Origin of the sequence: Sphingopyxis sp. J-6, from assembly GCF_046603995.1 — a bacterium.
In the GTDB taxonomy this organism is placed as follows: domain Bacteria; phylum Pseudomonadota; class Alphaproteobacteria; order Sphingomonadales; family Sphingomonadaceae; genus Sphingopyxis.
Map to the genome: position 1 here is coordinate 101,089 of NZ_CP145810.1, position 14,913 is coordinate 116,001.

Genomic DNA, 14,913 nt, shown 5'->3' on the forward strand with positions numbered 1-14,913 from the left:
TTTGGCCTGACCATCTTCCCCGCGATCGACCTCAAGGGCGGGCAGGTGGTGCGGCTCGCCGAAGGGGATATGGCGCGCGCGACCGTCTATGGCGACGATCCGGCGGCGCAGGCGCGGCTGTTTGCCGACGCGGGCGCCTCGCACCTGCATGTTGTCGACCTCGATGGCGCCTTCGCCGGCGCGAGCGTCAACGGCGCGGCGGTCGAGAGCATCATTGCTGCCTTTCCGGGCAAGGTGCAGGTCGGCGGCGGTATCCGTAATCGGGAAGGCGTCGATCGCTGGCTCGCGCTCGGTGTCGAGCGGGTGATCATCGGCACCGCTGCGCTGAAAGACCCCGAATTCGTCAAATCCGCCGCGCGTGAGCTACCTGGCCGCATCGTCGTCGGCGTCGACGCGCGCGACGGCATGGTCGCGACCGAGGGCTGGGCCGATGTGTCGGACGTCCGCGTCGAAGATCTTGCGCGCCGCTTCGAGGATGCCGGGGTCGCGGCGCTGCTGTTCACTGACGTCGGCCGCGACGGGCTGCTCAAGGGCTGCAATGTCGAGGCGACGGTCGCGCTGGCGCAGGCGGTCGCCATTCCGGTGATCGCGAGCGGCGGGGTTGCCGATATCGGCGATATCCATGCGCTGCGTCCGCATGTCGCGAACGGCATCGAAGGCGTGATCACGGGCCGCGCGCTGTACGACGGGCGGCTCGATCTCGCCGAAGCGATTGCGGCGGGGGCAGTGTGACCGTCCGCGTCCGCGTCATTCCATGTCTCGACGTCGCCGACGGGCGCGTCGTCAAGGGCGTCAACTTCGTCGACCTGCGCGATGCGGGCGATCCGGTCGAGGCGGCGCGCGCCTATGACGCGGCGGGGGCCGACGAACTCTGCTTCCTCGATATTTCGGCGAGCCATGAAGGCCGCGGGACCTTGCTCGACATGGTCGGCCGCACTGCCGAGGTCTGCTTCATGCCGCTGACCGTCGGCGGCGGCGTGCGCAGCGCCGATGATGCGCGCGCGCTGCTCCTCGCGGGCGCCGACAAGGTTGCGGTGAACAGCGCCGCAGTTGCGCGGCCCGAGCTCGTCGCCGACATCGCCGACCGCTTCGGCAGCCAGTGCGCGGTCGGCAGCATCGACGCGCGCCGGGTCGAAGACGGCCGGTGGGAGATTTTCACGCATGGCGGCCGCAAACCGACCGGGATCGACGCGCTCGAACATGCTGTCCGCCTCGCCGAACTCGGCGCGGGCGAACTGCTCGTCACCAGCATGGACCGCGACGGCACCAAGGACGGCTATGATCTTGCGCTCGTCCGTGCGATCGCCGATGCGGTCAGCGTGCCGGTGATCGCCTCGGGCGGTGTCGGCAATCTCGACCATCTGGTCGCGGGCGTCGTCGAGGGCGGGGCGAGTGCGGTGCTTGCCGCGAGCATCTTCCATTTCGGCGAGGCAACGATCGCCGAGGCGCACGCGCGGCTTGCCGCGGCTGGATTGCCCGTTCGCGCACATTAATTGCGTAGCCGGGGGTAGTCAGCGGGGGAGGGGGCTGCAATAGACGTCCCATGACCTCGAAACTCCGCCTCGCCGACCGCACCAACGACCTCTTTCCGATCCTCGGCTTTCTCGCTGCGATGGCGAGTTTCGGGATGGGGCTCAATCCGTGGATGGTCGCGATCATCCTGATGGGTGCGGTCGTCGCAGCGGTCCACCATGCCGAAGTGATCGCGCACCGCGTCGGCGAGCCGTTCGGGACGCTGATCCTCGCGCTCGCAGTGACGGTGATCGAGGTCGGACTGATCCTCACCCTCATGCAGGCCGAACCCGAAAAGGCACAGACGCTGGCGCGCGACACGGTGTTCGCGGCGGTCATGGTGATCCTCAACCTGCTGATGGGGCTGTGCCTGCTCAGCGGTGCGATCCGCCACCATGAACAACGCTTTCAACGCACCGGAATCGGCGCGGCGCTGGCGACGCTGACCGTGCTCACCGTCGTCACGCTGGTCCTCCCCAATTTCACGTCGAGCGTGCCGGGCCCTTTCTATTCGGCGACGCAACTCGGCTTCGTCGCGGCGGTGTCGCTCATTCTCTACGGCACCTTCGCCCTGGTCCAGACCGTCCGCCACCGCGATTATTTTCTTCCCGAAGCCGACGTCGACGTCGATGGCGATGGTGAGCCCGACACCCATGCCGCACCCCCGACGATGCAGCGTACCGCGATGTCGGGCGCGCTGTTGCTCGCCAGCCTGTTCGCGGTCGTCCTGCTCGCCAAGAATTTGTCGCCCGTCATGGGCGCGCTGCTCGCCGACTGGGGCGCCCCGCCGGCGGTGCTCGGTGTGCTGATCGCGGCGCTGATCCTTGCGCCGGAGGGCTTGGCAGCCGTGCGCGCGGCGAAGGCCGACCGGCTCCAGACTAGCCTCAACCTCGCCTTGGGATCGGCGCTTGCGACGATCGGGCTCACCATTCCGGCAGTCGCGATCCTGTCGATCGTCACTGACCTGCCGATCAGCCTCGGCCTCGACGCCAAGTCGACGGTGCTGCTCTTCCTGTCGCTGATCGTGTCGGTGCAGACGCTCGCCAACGGCCGCACCACCGTGCTGCAGGGGGTCATCCACCTGATGCTGTTCGCAATCTATCTGTTCACGACATTCGTGCCGTAAGGCGCGTCACGTCTTCCGGACGAACACCGTTCCCGCCGAATAGCCCGCGCCGAACGAACAGATCAGCCCGGTATCGCCCGCCGCCATATCCTCGTGGTTGAGGTGGAAGGCGATGATCGATCCCGCGCTCGACGTGTTGCCATAGGTGTCGAGAACGGTCGGGCTTTCGTCCTCGCTCGCCTCGTGCCCCAGCACGCGATGCGCAATCAGGCGGTTCATGTTGGTGTTCGCCTGATGCAGCCATAGCCGCCGCATGTCGGCGCCCTCGAGGCCAAGCTTGCCCATTTCGGCGACGATCATGTCGGCGACCATCGGCACGACTTCCTTGAACACCTTGCGGCCTTCCTGGACGAACAGCTTGTCGCTCTTCGGTCCCGACTGGTCGATGCCGCCATGGCCGCGGTTCAAAAAGCCGAAATTGTTGCGGATGTTGTTCGAGAAGACGGTCTTGAGCTTCGTGCCGAGGATGTCCCAATGGCCTTCGGGTGCGATGGCCTTGTCCTCGACGAGGATTGCGGTCGCGACGTCGCCGAAGATGAAATGGCTGTCGCGGTCGCGCCAGTTGAGGTGCCCCGAACAGATTTCGGGGTTCACGACGAGCACGCTCCGCGCATGGCCGGCGCGGATATAGTCGGCGGCGGTCTGGATGCCGAAGGTTGCCGACGAGCAGGCGACGTTCATGTCGAAACCGAAACCGTCGATGCCGAGGGCGTCCTGAATCTCGACCGCCATTGCGGGATAGGGGCGCTGCATGTTCGACGCGGCGCACAGCACCGCGTCGACCTGCGATGCGTCGCGACCGGCGCGCGCGAGCGCATCCTTCGCCGCCAGCACGCCGATTTCGGCGAGGATCGACAACTCGTCGTTGCTCCGCTCGGCGATCCGCGGCGCCATGTGCTCGGGGTCAAGAATGCCCGCCTTGTCGACGACGAAGCGCGAACCGATCCCGCTCGCCTTCTCGATGAATTCGACACTCGATTCAGTCAGTTCGGCAACATCGCCCGCTGCTATCGCTGCCGCATTTTCCCTATTGTGCAGCGCAACATAGGCGTTAAAGCTGGCGACAAGTTCTTCGTTGGAGATGCGTTCGGCGGGGGTGAAGAGGCCGGTCGAAGAAATGACCGGCTGCGGTGCATGCGACATGGTGACTCTCATGTGTCTTACAGTTTCAAGGCACGCTGATTAAGCCCGGCCGCAGCATCGCGCAACGCCCCACGGTTTGTCTGAACAATCCCCGACGTTATGGTTAACCCGCCACTAACCATTTTGGTGGCAGACTGGCAGATGCAGGCCTCCGGGGGGATGGCTCCCCGGGCGCCGTGCGGGAGCATGACCATGGCGACGCGTTCGGGACCGGCAGCGGGCGATCTGTCGATATCGGAAATCAAGGAATTTGCAGGCTTTCCCGCGGCGACGCAGCGGTATATCCGCCGTTCGCTCGACATCGGGCTCGAACGCGACGACGCAATCGCGCGCTGGTCGCGCGACATGGTCGAGGAAACCGCGATCCGCGTCCAGGCGCGCGTCTACCAGCGGCTTGTCGATGTCCGTGCCCATATTCCCGACGACAGCGGGCTCGACGCGCTCGAACATTTCATGGCGCCGCTGATCGCGGTGTCGGCCTTCGACCTCGGGCAGGACCGGCTGCACGCCTTCGCGCCCTATCGTTTCCTCTACGAGCGGCTGCTCGGCGCGCATGCGCGGCCGTGGCTGCCGGGCGCCTTCTGCGCTGCGGCATCGCTGCCGCACCTGCACCCCGACAAACGGAAACTCCTGCTCCAATCGATCAGCGAAGCCGCCGCGACCGCGCCGGGCTGGTCGGCGCGCGAGCCGAGCTTCTACCCCGAATGGGTCGACAAGATCGACGAGACCAGGCCCGCCAATTGAGCGAGGGGCTGGGGACGGGCTCTATAGCCCGCCGACACGTCCCGGCGCGCGGGCCCGGATGAAGTTCTCGAGCGCGACGAACAGCATCTCGCGCGCGTCGCTGCCCAGCATTTCGGCGGTCAGCCAGTCGAAATGGACGCGGTCGCCGCGCGACGATGCACCGACCATTGCGGCGAGCAGCGCCTCGTCGAAGCTGACGCGCGGGCAGCAGGGCGGCGCGACGGCAAAGGGTTCGGGCCAGACATGGCCGATCGCCTCGACGACGAGGCGATAGCGCCGCGCCGCAAGGATATTGCCCCAGCGCCGTTCGAGTTCGGGCATCGGGTCGCGTTCGCTGCGGCGGCAGAGGATGCAATAGCGTAGCGCCAGGACGGCTTGCGCCGCTTCGACGGCGAGGTCGCGCACCAGCGGCTGCTGCGTCAATTGGCGGATCAGCGTGCTGCTTTGCATGAGGTCTCTGTCTCCCGGCCCATGCAGTTCCCCATGTCCATTCCGCGTTGTTAGGGAAAAAGATGCCGGCCGCTTTGGTGCAGCTAGAAGTTGCAGCGGCCGGCAGGAGGGGACTGCCCGACTGTGCTATTGAGAATTATTCGCAAATACAAGCGAAAAATGTGATGTCGGGAAATCGACTTCGAAAACCGCAGTTTTCCGGCATATTCATCGTCGGTGCCAACCCGCGGATGGCTCGCTCCGGCCGACTCGGCATAATGTGACAGCAAGCATCTCTGGAGCAGATCATCTTTGGATGAATCATCATCCCGGACTTGATCCGGGATCCATTATCCCGGCGTCGGCAAGAATGGACCCCGGATCAAGTCCGGGGTGACGATGAGCGGGATTGGCGTTGTTGGTTTATCATGCTCCAAGACGCCGCGATCAGCCCTTGGACTGCCCGATGGGGATGCTCAACGTGCTCGGATGTGCGGCGTCGTGGAACAGCCGCACGGTCACGGTGCGGGCGTCGGCCATCGTTTCGTCGGCGACCGGCTTGCCGCTGTTATAATTCTTCTGCCAGCCGAGGCCCTCGTTCGGGCGGAACACAAGACGCAGGCGATGGTCCTTGCCGATCAGCCGCGAGACGAAGAAGAAACGGTCGAAATCATAGCGTAGCGGTTCCCGGGTATCGATAAGCTTTTCGCCGCGCAGGCTCTCCCGGTGGCGCGCGCGCATATGCTGTTCGGTCAGGAACATGCTCGATCCGTCGGGGCCGATGTCATAGATCGACACCAGAAAATCGGTATCGGGCTGGTCGATGGCGATCCAGGCGGTGAATTTGAAGAAGCCGCTGACCTCGGTATCCTGTTCGAACGGCTCGCTGTGGTAAATGAGCTTGGCGGCCGAATCGGCGAGGACCATGGTCTGGTCGAGCAGGTGCGACTGGGTCAGCGTCGCCTCCAGCTTCGGCACGCTGAGGTCGCGCGGATCGTAGACATAGTGGTCGGGTTCGGCGCGGCGGGCCGGCGCGGCGCCGAGCGTTCCCGATCGATAGACGCTGACCGGATTGCCCGACGATTGCAGATGCAATGTCTCGTAACGCGACGTGACGCCCTCCAGCGTGTCGGCGTAGCGCCATTTGTCGGCCACCATGACATAATAGGCGACCTTCTTTTCCAGGAAATCGGGCCGCTTGCCGCCTTCCATCGCGAAGGCGAACCACTCGCGGTGCAGTTTCGGCATGTCGATGACGCTGTCGGGGCCGACCTTGATGCCGAAAAACTCGGCTTTGGGTTTGCGGACCTCGAGATGCCCCCACGGGCCGATCACCAGATAATGTTCCGCCTTGCTCCCGGCATATTTCAGATGCTGGCGGTGGAATTCGAGCGTGCCGGGCTGGTCGCCGTCATAGGCGCCGCACAGCGAAAGGACCGGGATCGTCAGTTTGGCGAATTGTTCGGGGGTGGGGTTGGCCCGATCCCAATATTCGTCCTGATGCGGATGCTCCATCCATTCGTCGAAGGGCTCTGAATCGAGCCCGAAATATTCGGTCAGCTTGCGGAACGGTTGGCCCGATTCGAGGAAGCGCAGAAACGCCTTCGACCAATATTCGCCGTCATTATAGGCGGTGACGCGGCCGGTATTCCCCCACACGCGCGTCAGCCAGGTCGCCGCGAAGTTGAAGAAGATGTTGTAGCGGATCGGGAAATCGAACCCGATATAGGCGGGCGCCGACGGGACGATCGTCGCGAGCCCGGCCGGGTCGCCGCGCACCGTCCCCCATTGCGTGTAACCGACATAGGACAGGCCGCACATGCCGACCTTGCCGTTGCAGAAGGGCTGCTGCGCGATCCAGTCGACGATGTCGCGTCCGTCGTCCGGATCGGTCACGAAGGGTGAAAACTCGCCCCCGGATTCGCCGCGGCCGCGCATGTCGACCGACAGATAGGGATAGCCGTTGCTGGAGAAGGAAATTCCCTCCGGGTGATAGCCGTCGGCGGTGTAGGGCGTGAGCGAGAAGATGACGGGGCGCGGCGTCTTGACGCCGCGGGGAAGGTACAGCGTTGCGCTCAGGTGCACGCCGTCGCGCATCGGGATTCGGACCGCATAGTTGATCTGCGGGTCGAACAGCGGCTCCGGCGGCCCCTCGGACCCGTCGCCCGCCCCTGCCAGCACGGCGCGCGCATCCGTCGCCGATCCCATCGCGAATACCGATGCCGCGGTCAGAAGATATTCCCGACGATTCAAGCCACCCTCCTCTTGTCGTGCAGGGGGGCGCTGTGTCTGCCGCCGGACCGGTGCCGGTTGCCTGGGACCTGTTGTTCGCCCGCCAAGGTTCGACGATAGCCGGGTCGGCTTTGGGCAGGGCACGATAATTTCTGTGGCTTTGGCCCAGTTTTGCTGCGTTTTGAGAGCGGCCACCTCAAAAGTTGGGCACGACTCTTCTTCTTCGTCATCCCGGCGGAGGCCGGGATCTCGCCGTTGGGTCAATTCGATCGGGCGGGATCCCGGCCTCCGCCGGGATGACGATTCAAATAGGGGTGATCACGCTTAGTCGTCGCTGACCGGCTTCGACTGGAGCTGGATGTAATTCTCGATGCCCATGCGCTCGATCATTTCGAACTGCTTTTCGAGCTCATCGACATGATGTTCCTCGCTTTCGAGGATGTCGGCGAACAGGTCGCGGCTGACATAGTCGCGGACGCTTTCCGAATGCGCGATCGCATCCTTGAGCAGCGGGATCGCTTCTTCTTCGAGCGCGAGGTCGGCCTTGAGGATCTCCTCGACCGTCTCGCCGACGCGCAGGCGTCCGAGCATCTGGAAATTGGGCAGGCCGCCGAGGAAGAGGATGCGGTCGGCCAGCTTGTCGGCGTGCTTCATCTCGTCGATCGATTCCTCGCGCTCGAAATGCGCCAGCTTCGCGACGCCCCAATTGTCGAGCATGCGATAGTGCAGCCAATATTGGTTGATCGCCGTGAGCTCGTTCTTCAGCGCCTCGTTGAGGAAATCGATGACCTTTTCGTCGCCCTTCATGGTGTCTGTCCTGTCATTTTATCTTGGAGTGGGGTGGGCGCCATTATACGCCCCGGTCCCGGTCGGGCCAAGGTCAAAAATGGCGGAAATCCAAGGAAAATCAGGCGGTCGCGGCGACGTCGCTGATGATATTGCGAGCGAAAGGCAGGCATTGTCCGCACTTGGGTTTGCGACCCAATTGCGCATAGGCGGCCTTGGCGCACCGCAATTGGCCATCGCGCGCAACATCGCGCAGCTGGCTTTCCCTTATTGCGTTGCAGACACAGACGACCATGTGCGAATCCCTCTCAACAAGACTCATCTAGGGATAGTGCGACGGATTCGCAACAAGAAAGATGCGACTGGTTCGCAATCCGAAAAGCCGCATTTTCGGGGGCAAGGCCCCTTGCCCGGAAAGTGATTCGCGGGCATAGGCGCGGCCATATTCCCGCCCCCGACGATAAAGGTGCGCTTCCCATGAAAGTTCAGGTCTATGTGACGCTCAAGCCCGGGGTGCTCGACCCGCAGGGCAAGGCGATCCATCACGCATTGGAAGGCCTCGGCTTCGGCGGCGTCAGCGACGTGCGCGCCGGCCGCTTCATCGAGCTCGAGGTCGCCGACGATGTCAGCGACGCCGATCTCGACGCGATGTGTGCAAAGCTGCTCGCGAACACCGTCATCGAAAACTACCGGATCGAACGCGCCTGACCGGCCGCGAAGGAGCCTGACCCATGAAGACCGCCGTCATCGTCTTTCCCGGCTCCAATTGCGACCGCGACATGGCCGTCGCACTCGAAACGGTCACCGGCCGCGCCCCGGCGATGGTGTGGCACCGCGAGACCGAACTGCCCGACGGCATCGAGTTCATCGCGCTGCCCGGCGGCTTTTCCTATGGCGACTATCTCCGTTCGGGCGCGATGGCGGCGCGGTCGCCGATCCTGCGCAGCGTCGCCGATGCGGCGGGGCGCGGCGTGCCGGTGCTCGGCGTGTGCAACGGTTTCCAGGTGCTGACCGAGGCGCAGTTGCTGCCCGGCGCGCTGATGCGCAATGCGGGGCTGAACTTTGTCTGCCGCAGCGTGCCGCTGACCGTCGAAAACAGCCAGTCGCTGTTCACCGCGGGCTACAAGGCGGGCGAAGCGATCGACATTCCGGTCGCGCATCACGACGGCAATTATTTCGCCGACGCCGAAACGCTCGACCGGATCGAGGGCGAAGGACGCGTCGCCTTCCGCTATGCCGATAATGTCAACGGCTCGGCGCGCGCCATCGCGGGCGTGCTGAACGACGCGGGCAATGTGCTCGGCATGATGCCGCACCCCGAACGCGCGATCGACCGCGCGCACGGCGGCACCGACGGGCTACGCTTGTTCGAGGCGGCGCTCGGCGTCCTCGCCTGACATTTCCTCGGGTCCGGTTTCGGCCGTCTCATCCTTGCCGCGCGGCGACGATGGCAGCCACGGCAGGACGACCGCCAGCACGACCGGCCAGAACAACGTGTTCCATATGTCGTGCCAATGTTCCTCGTCGTTGCACCAGATTTTCTGGAGCATCTCGACGCGGTGATCGAGCCACTCGTTCGCCAGCGCGGCGGCGGCCACGAGAAGCAGCGCCGCGACCGTGCCGCCGCGGCCGCGCCACACCAGCTTGACGAGGATGAAAATTCCCAGCGCGGCATAAATATGCAACGCGTCGCGGGTCAGTCCGGTCGCCGCGACCAGCGTAATCTTTGCGTCTGAAAACCAGATAGGGAAGGGCTCCGCCAAGATCAGACCTTCGCCCGGAACGGCGTGAAGTCCGTTCCTTCGTCGAAGACATCGACGCCTTCGCGCCGCTTGAGCGCTCCGACGACGATATAGGTGAACGGCGTCAGCGCCGCCTCCCACAATGTCTTGATCAGCCATTGCGACAGGACGACCTGCATAAGTTGTTCGGGGGGCCATCCGGCAAGGCCGTAAAAGGCGAGCGGGTAGAAAATCAGGCTGTCCAGCCCCTGACCGACGACCGTCGATCCGATCGTCCGCGCCCACAGCATCCGCCCGCCGGTCCACAGCTTCATCCGCGCAAGGACATAGGAGTTCGCGAATTCGCCGACGCAAAAGGCGGTCATCGACGCGATCACGATGCGCCAACTGTTGCCGAACACGAATTTATAGCTTTCCTGCCCCGGCCAGCCGTCGGCGGGGGGCAAGGCGACGACCACCCATGCCATGAACGCCATGAAGGCGAGCGCCGCGAAGCCGGTCCAGATCACCCGGCGGGCGCGGGCATAGCCATAGACTTCGGTGAGGACGTCGCCGATGATATAGCTGATCGGGAAGAACAGCACCCCGGCGCCGAACGCCCATTGGGTGCCGTCGGGCAGGGGAATATAGCTCGGTTTCGACGCGCCGATGATGTTCGACAACAGCAATATGGCGACGAAGGCCGCCATGATCAGGTCGTAATAGCGGAAGTGCCGCACGCTGGCGGCACTCACGGCGACGGGCTGCGCCGGCGGGTTGTCGGAGTCGGTCATCGGGCTGCTGCTTAACCTGCTTTGCAGCCCACGCAAACCGCGCTATTCGCGCGGCGGACAGCCTCGTGCACGCGCCCGTAGCTCAGCTGGATAGAGCACCCGCCTTCTAAGCGGGTGGTCGCAGGTTCGAATCCTGCCGGGCGCGCCATTTTTCCGATCGGCGAAGCCGGGCATTGCCGGCCCGGTTACCTCACCAGACGCGCACGCGGTCGGCGGGGGCCAGATAGAGCTTGTCGCCGGGCTTGACGTCGAACGCCTTGTACCAGGCGTCGAGATTGCGGACGACCCAGGTGCGCTGCGTCGCCGGCGAGTGGGCGTCGGTCAGCAGATGCTGGCGCAGATGCTCCTCGCGCTGCTTCACGCGCCAGAATTGCGCCCAGCCGAGGAAGAAGCGCTGGTCGCCGGTATAGCCGTTGATCACCGGCGCCGGCTTGCCGTTCAGCGAGCGCTGATAGGCGTCATAGGCGATGGTCAATCCGGCGAGGTCGCCGATATTCTCGCCCAGCGTGAACTCGCCCTTCACATGCTCGCCGGGCAGCGGTTCATAGGCGTCATATTGCGCGATCAGCGCCTTGCCCGCCGCATCGAACGCCGCGAGGTCCTTCGGCGTCCACCAGTTGGCGAGGATACCCTTCTCGTTATATTTGGCGCCCTGATCGTCGAAATGATGGCTGATCTCGTGTCCCGCGATCGCGCCGATCGCGCCATAGTTCACCGCCGGATCGGCCTTCGGATCGAAGGCGGGCGCCTGCAGGAATGCGGCAGGGAAGGTGATTTCCAGCCGGTTATAGGTGGCGTTGGCGTTCACCGTCTGCGGCGACATATACCAGTCCGACCGCTCGGTCGGCCGTTCGGTGCGGCCGACCGACCAGGCGAACTCGAACCGGTTGGCGCGGATGACGTTGCCGAACAGGTCGCCGTCCCGGACCTCCAGCCCCGCATAGTCGCGGAACTTGTCGGGATAGCCGACGCGGATAACAAAGCCCTTCAGCTTCTCCTTGGCTTTCGCCTTGGTCACCGGTTCCATCCAGTCGAGCTTGTCGATACGATCGCCCATCACGACCAGCAGGTTCTTGGCGAGATCGGTCATCGCCGCCTTGTACTCGGGCGGGAAATAGCGCTGCACATAGATTTGGGCGACCTCGTCGCGCAGCTGCGCGTTGACCAGCGTCGTACCGCGCTTCCAGCGCTCCTCACGCTCGGGCGTGCCTTTCAGGGCCTTGTCGTAGAAGGCGAAGCGCTCGGCCTCCACCGCGTCGGGCAGCGCCGGCGCCAGGCTGTCGAGGCTGCGGACGATCATCTGGTCGCGCAGCGCTTCGAGCGATGCTTTGTCGACGATCTGGGTCATCGCCGTCATCCAACTCGGTTCGCGCACCAATACTTCCGTGACGTTGGGCGCCGCGGCCTTGAGCACCGTTTGCAGGTTCAGCGCCGGGCTGGCGAACTGCGCGGTCTCGGCGAGCGTGAACTTGTGATAGGTCTTGCCCATGTCGCTCGTGTCTTCGCGGGTCCACTGGGCCTTGGCGATCTCGGTCTCCAGCGCCATCACCGCCGCGGCGCGCGCCTCGACGTTGGTTTCTCCGGCCAGCGCCAGCACCCGCCCGAGATGCGCGACATAGTCGGCGCGGATCTTGGCGAAGGCAGGCTTGTCGGACAGGTACATGTCGCGGTCGGGCAGGCCGGTGCCGCCCTGATCGATCTGGAGGATCATCCGTTCGGGCTGCTTGTCGTCGGTCCACACCCACGGCAGGATCGGGCCATAGATGCCCATCTGCATCGCCTCGGCGGTCAGCGCCGAATAGCCTTTGCGGTCGGTCAGGCCGCGGATCTTTGCGAGCCAGGGCTGGATCGGCGCCATCCCCAGCGACTCGACCTTCGCCGCATCCATGTAGGTGGCATAGGCGCGGCCGAGTTTACTCGACGGATCGTCCTGCTTCTCCTGGATGATGCCGCGCAGCCGCTCGGTGGTGAGGTCGCGCAGGATGATGTACGATCCGTACATCGCCTTGTCGGCGGGCATCGGAGTGTTCTTCACCCAGCCGCCGCTGGCGTAGCCATAGAAATCGTCGCCGGGCTTGACCGATTTGTCCATGCCGGTCTCGTCGAACCCGAAGGTGCCGATCTCGGGCTTGGCGTCCGCCGCCGCCGCCGTGGCGGGCGCGGCTTCCTGCGCATATGTGGCGGTAGCGGCCGAAAAAATGGTTCCGGCAAGAAGGATCGGGGCAAGCAGCAGGCGCATCGGTACCTCGTCTAAGTTCGGTTCGGGCACCTGCATCACCCCGATGGCACGCCTTGGCAAGACGCAGGAATTTGCAGTCTCAGCACCAGAATTTCTCGACACGCCCGCTGTGCCGATTTGCCTTGACCCTGACGTAACGTCATAGTGCAGAAGGGCAGGATGAAACTGTCTGCACCGGCCTATCTGGCGTCCTATTTCCTGTCGATTCTCGGCAATTTGATTGCCGCGGTGGCGCTGCCGCTGATCGTGCTCGACAAGACGGGGAGCGTGCTCGGAACCGGCTCGGTCGCCGCCGCGACGGCGCTGCCGGCGATCTTCGCCGGGCTGTTCATGGGCGTCGTCATCGACCGCTTCAACCGGCGCGACTGCTCGGTCGTGACCGACCTCATTTCGGCCTTCTCGGTCGCCGCGCTGCCGATCGTCGACCATATCTCGGGGCTGACGCTGTCGTGGTTCATCCTGCTCGGCATCGTCGGCTCGCTCGGCGACCTGCCGGGGCTGGCGGCCCGGACGGCGTTGTTGCCGGCCGTCCTGCGGCACAGCGGCGCATCGGCCGAGCGCATGGCGGGCTTCGCGCAGGTTCTGGTGTCGCTCGCGCTGCTCGCCGGGCCGGCGCTGGCCGGAACGCTGATGGCGCTGCTCCCCGGGACGACCGTCCTCTGGATCACCGCCGCGACGTCGCTGCTGGCGGCGCTCGCGACCCTGTTCATTCCCCGCGAGGTCGGCGCGGTGCCGGTCGAGGCGACGGAGCAACTGGCCGACGCCGGCTGGCAGGGCCTGCGCGAGGGCTGGCTGGTGCTGCTCCGCAGCCCGTTCCTGAAAGCGATGATGGCGATCGGCACCCTGTCGGTCATGGCGCTCGGGGCGCTGCAAGGATTGATCCTGCCCGTCTATTTCTCCGGCATCGATCAGCCCTCGTCGCTCGGGCTGGTGCTGTCCGCCATCGGACTCGGCACGCTCGCGGGCGGCGCGATCTACGGCACGCTGGGCGGCCGGGGTAAGCGGCGGCGCTGGCTGGTGACGGGGCTGACGGGGGCGACGATCGGGTTTGCCGTCATCGCCACGCTGGCCTCGGTGCCCGTGATCCTCGCCGGCGCCGTCGTGCTCGGGCTGTCGAGCGCCCTCTACAGCGGGCTGTTCGGCGTCCTGTCGATCGAGCGGGTGCCCGAACATGTGCGCGGGCGCATCGCGGCGATCCAGAATGCGCTGATCACCGCCGCCGTCCCGCTCGGGATCATGGGCGCCGCGGTGCTGATCGAGCTGAGCGGGTTGCCGGTCGCCGTCATCGCGACGGCCGGCATATGGGCCGCCGCCGCCGCGACGGGCCTGTTCGTCCCCGCGCTTCGCGACCTCGGGCGTGCTGCCACCGAAGCGGAGGGCCTTGCGGACGAGCCCGCGGTTGCCACGGGGATGACGGCCGATGCGTAGCAAGGATATGGCGGACCTTGCCGGCGTGACGCCGCGCACGCTGCGCCATTATCGCCAGATCGGGCTGCTGCGCGAACCGCCCCGCGACCGCAACGGCTATCGCCGCTATGGCGTCGCGGACCTCGTGCGGCTGCTGCGGATCAAGGGCCTTGCGGCGGCCGGCATCGCGCTGTCGGACATCCCGTCCTTCCTCGAAGGCGGCGGCGCGGGCGCCGGCGATGTGCTCGACACGCTCGACCGGCAACTGGCCGACCAGATCGCGCGGCTCGAGGAACAGCGGCGGCTGGTGGCGCGGCTGAAGAGCGACGCCGACCTGCCGGGCGCCGGGCTCAGCCAGCCGTTCAACGCGCTGACCGAGGGACGTTCGGAAGCGGCGATCGAGGCGTGGCGCGAACAGCTCACCCTGTTCGCGCAATTGCTGAGCCAGGAAGACCTTGCCCGCCTCTATGCGATTTACGAGCGCATGGCGGAATCACTGGCCTTTGTCGAACTCGGCAAAAGGTTCGACGCGCTCGGGCCACAAAGCGGCGATGACGAGATCGCGGCGCTGGCGAAGGAATATGCGCATCATTTCGAGGCCGTCATTCCGGAGTTCAGGGATGTGTTTCGCGTGCACCGAAAGGCGACGCTGTTCGAACTGATCAACGTGCATGCGCTGACCAGCGTCAACGACAGCCAGCGCAAGATGCTGGCGGCGGTCGCCTCATACATCGCCTGAATCCGCGATTTCCTCCACCGAATGCGAAAGGGGTTACGATC

Annotated in this window: 16 protein-coding genes and 1 tRNA gene; 9 read left to right on the forward strand and 8 right to left on the reverse strand. The window is 65.1% G+C overall.

Annotated features, from left to right (window positions below; translation table 11 throughout):
• The first annotated feature begins 6 nt into the window (after window positions 1-6).
• Genes hisA through V6U71_RS00555 form a run of 3 tightly spaced genes read left to right on the forward strand, consistent with a single transcriptional unit; the run spans window position 7 to window position 2,638 of the window.
• Window positions 7-732 (forward strand): 1-(5-phosphoribosyl)-5-[(5-phosphoribosylamino)methylideneamino]imidazole-4-carboxamide isomerase, encoded by a 726-nt coding sequence (hisA, locus tag V6U71_RS00545; protein WP_411342290.1) that lies wholly within the window; start codon window positions 7-9, stop codon window positions 730-732.
• Complete coding sequence (hisF, locus tag V6U71_RS00550; protein ID WP_411340499.1) at window positions 729-1,493, forward strand: imidazole glycerol phosphate synthase subunit HisF; 765 nt, start codon at window positions 729-731, stop codon at window positions 1,491-1,493. The genes hisA and hisF overlap by 4 nt, the downstream gene beginning before the upstream one ends.
• Before the next feature lie 50 nt (window positions 1,494-1,543).
• Window positions 1,544-2,638 (forward strand): calcium:proton antiporter, encoded by a 1,095-nt coding sequence (locus V6U71_RS00555; protein WP_411340500.1) that lies wholly within the window; start codon window positions 1,544-1,546, stop codon window positions 2,636-2,638.
• Between the two features lie 6 nt (window positions 2,639-2,644).
• On the opposite strand, the gene V6U71_RS00560 is transcribed toward V6U71_RS00555, so the two are convergent.
• Window positions 2,645-3,781: a beta-ketoacyl-ACP synthase III gene (locus V6U71_RS00560; RefSeq protein ID WP_411340501.1), complete on the reverse strand. Its 1,137-nt coding sequence runs from the start codon at window positions 3,779-3,781 to the stop codon at window positions 2,645-2,647.
• A gap of 192 nt (window positions 3,782-3,973) precedes the next feature.
• On the opposite strand from V6U71_RS00560, the gene V6U71_RS00565 reads away from it, so the two are divergent.
• Window positions 3,974-4,525, forward strand: a complete 552-nt coding sequence (locus V6U71_RS00565) for a hypothetical protein (protein WP_411340502.1) — start codon at window positions 3,974-3,976, stop codon at window positions 4,523-4,525.
• Window positions 4,526-4,546: 21 nt separating this feature from the next.
• On the opposite strand, the gene V6U71_RS00570 is transcribed toward V6U71_RS00565, so the two are convergent.
• The 4 genes from V6U71_RS00570 to V6U71_RS00585 form a co-directional block, all read right to left on the reverse strand.
• Window positions 4,547-4,975: an addiction module antidote protein gene (locus V6U71_RS00570; RefSeq protein ID WP_411340503.1), complete on the reverse strand. Its 429-nt coding sequence runs from the start codon at window positions 4,973-4,975 to the stop codon at window positions 4,547-4,549.
• Between the two features lie 426 nt (window positions 4,976-5,401).
• Window positions 5,402-7,207: a CocE/NonD family hydrolase gene (locus V6U71_RS00575; protein ID WP_411340504.1), complete on the reverse strand. Its 1,806-nt coding sequence runs from the start codon at window positions 7,205-7,207 to the stop codon at window positions 5,402-5,404.
• 303 nt (window positions 7,208-7,510) lie between these two features.
• The gene (gene bfr / locus V6U71_RS00580) at window positions 7,511-7,993 is read right to left on the reverse strand and encodes a bacterioferritin (RefSeq protein WP_411340505.1); all 483 of its coding nucleotides are present in this window, start codon (window positions 7,991-7,993) and stop codon (window positions 7,511-7,513) included.
• 100 nt (window positions 7,994-8,093) lie between these two features.
• Window positions 8,094-8,267, reverse strand: coding sequence for a (2Fe-2S)-binding protein (locus V6U71_RS00585; protein WP_037513974.1), 174 nt, complete (start codon window positions 8,265-8,267; stop codon window positions 8,094-8,096).
• A 182-nt stretch (window positions 8,268-8,449) separates the two neighbouring features.
• Here V6U71_RS00585 and purS point away from each other — a divergent pair, with 182 nt between their 5' ends.
• Window positions 8,450-8,680, forward strand: a complete 231-nt coding sequence (gene purS / locus V6U71_RS00590; RefSeq protein WP_054586440.1) for a phosphoribosylformylglycinamidine synthase subunit PurS — start codon at window positions 8,450-8,452, stop codon at window positions 8,678-8,680.
• Window positions 8,681-8,703: 23 nt separating this feature from the next.
• A complete protein-coding gene (purQ, locus tag V6U71_RS00595) occupies window positions 8,704-9,369 on the forward strand; it encodes a phosphoribosylformylglycinamidine synthase subunit PurQ (RefSeq protein WP_054586441.1) in 666 nt (221 codons plus the stop codon).
• On the opposite strand, the gene V6U71_RS00600 is transcribed toward purQ, so the two are convergent.
• Together V6U71_RS00600 and V6U71_RS00605 are read right to left on the reverse strand one after the other, a co-directional pair.
• Window positions 9,331-9,735: a hypothetical protein gene (locus tag V6U71_RS00600; protein ID WP_411340506.1), complete on the reverse strand. Its 405-nt coding sequence runs from the start codon at window positions 9,733-9,735 to the stop codon at window positions 9,331-9,333. The two genes, purQ and V6U71_RS00600, sit on opposite strands and share 39 nt — an antisense overlap.
• A gap of 2 nt (window positions 9,736-9,737) precedes the next feature.
• Window positions 9,738-10,487: a queuosine precursor transporter gene (locus tag V6U71_RS00605; protein WP_411340507.1), complete on the reverse strand. Its 750-nt coding sequence runs from the start codon at window positions 10,485-10,487 to the stop codon at window positions 9,738-9,740.
• Between the two features lie 71 nt (window positions 10,488-10,558).
• Between V6U71_RS00605 and V6U71_RS00610 the strand changes: the two genes are divergently transcribed.
• Window positions 10,559-10,635, forward strand: a tRNA-Arg gene (locus V6U71_RS00610).
• A gap of 42 nt (window positions 10,636-10,677) precedes the next feature.
• Here V6U71_RS00610 and V6U71_RS00615 read toward each other — a convergent pair.
• The gene (locus V6U71_RS00615) at window positions 10,678-12,762 is read right to left on the reverse strand and encodes a M13 family metallopeptidase (protein WP_411340508.1); all 2,085 of its coding nucleotides are present in this window, start codon (window positions 12,760-12,762) and stop codon (window positions 10,678-10,680) included.
• Between the two features lie 123 nt (window positions 12,763-12,885).
• Between V6U71_RS00615 and V6U71_RS00620 the strand changes: the two genes are divergently transcribed.
• Both V6U71_RS00620 and V6U71_RS00625 read left to right on the forward strand, forming a co-directional pair.
• Window positions 12,886-14,154, forward strand: coding sequence for an MFS transporter (locus tag V6U71_RS00620; protein WP_411340509.1), 1,269 nt, complete (start codon window positions 12,886-12,888; stop codon window positions 14,152-14,154).
• Window positions 14,147-14,872, forward strand: coding sequence for a MerR family transcriptional regulator (locus V6U71_RS00625; protein WP_411340510.1), 726 nt, complete (start codon window positions 14,147-14,149; stop codon window positions 14,870-14,872). The genes V6U71_RS00620 and V6U71_RS00625 overlap by 8 nt, the downstream gene beginning before the upstream one ends.
• The last annotated feature ends 41 nt before the right edge of the window (window positions 14,873-14,913 follow it).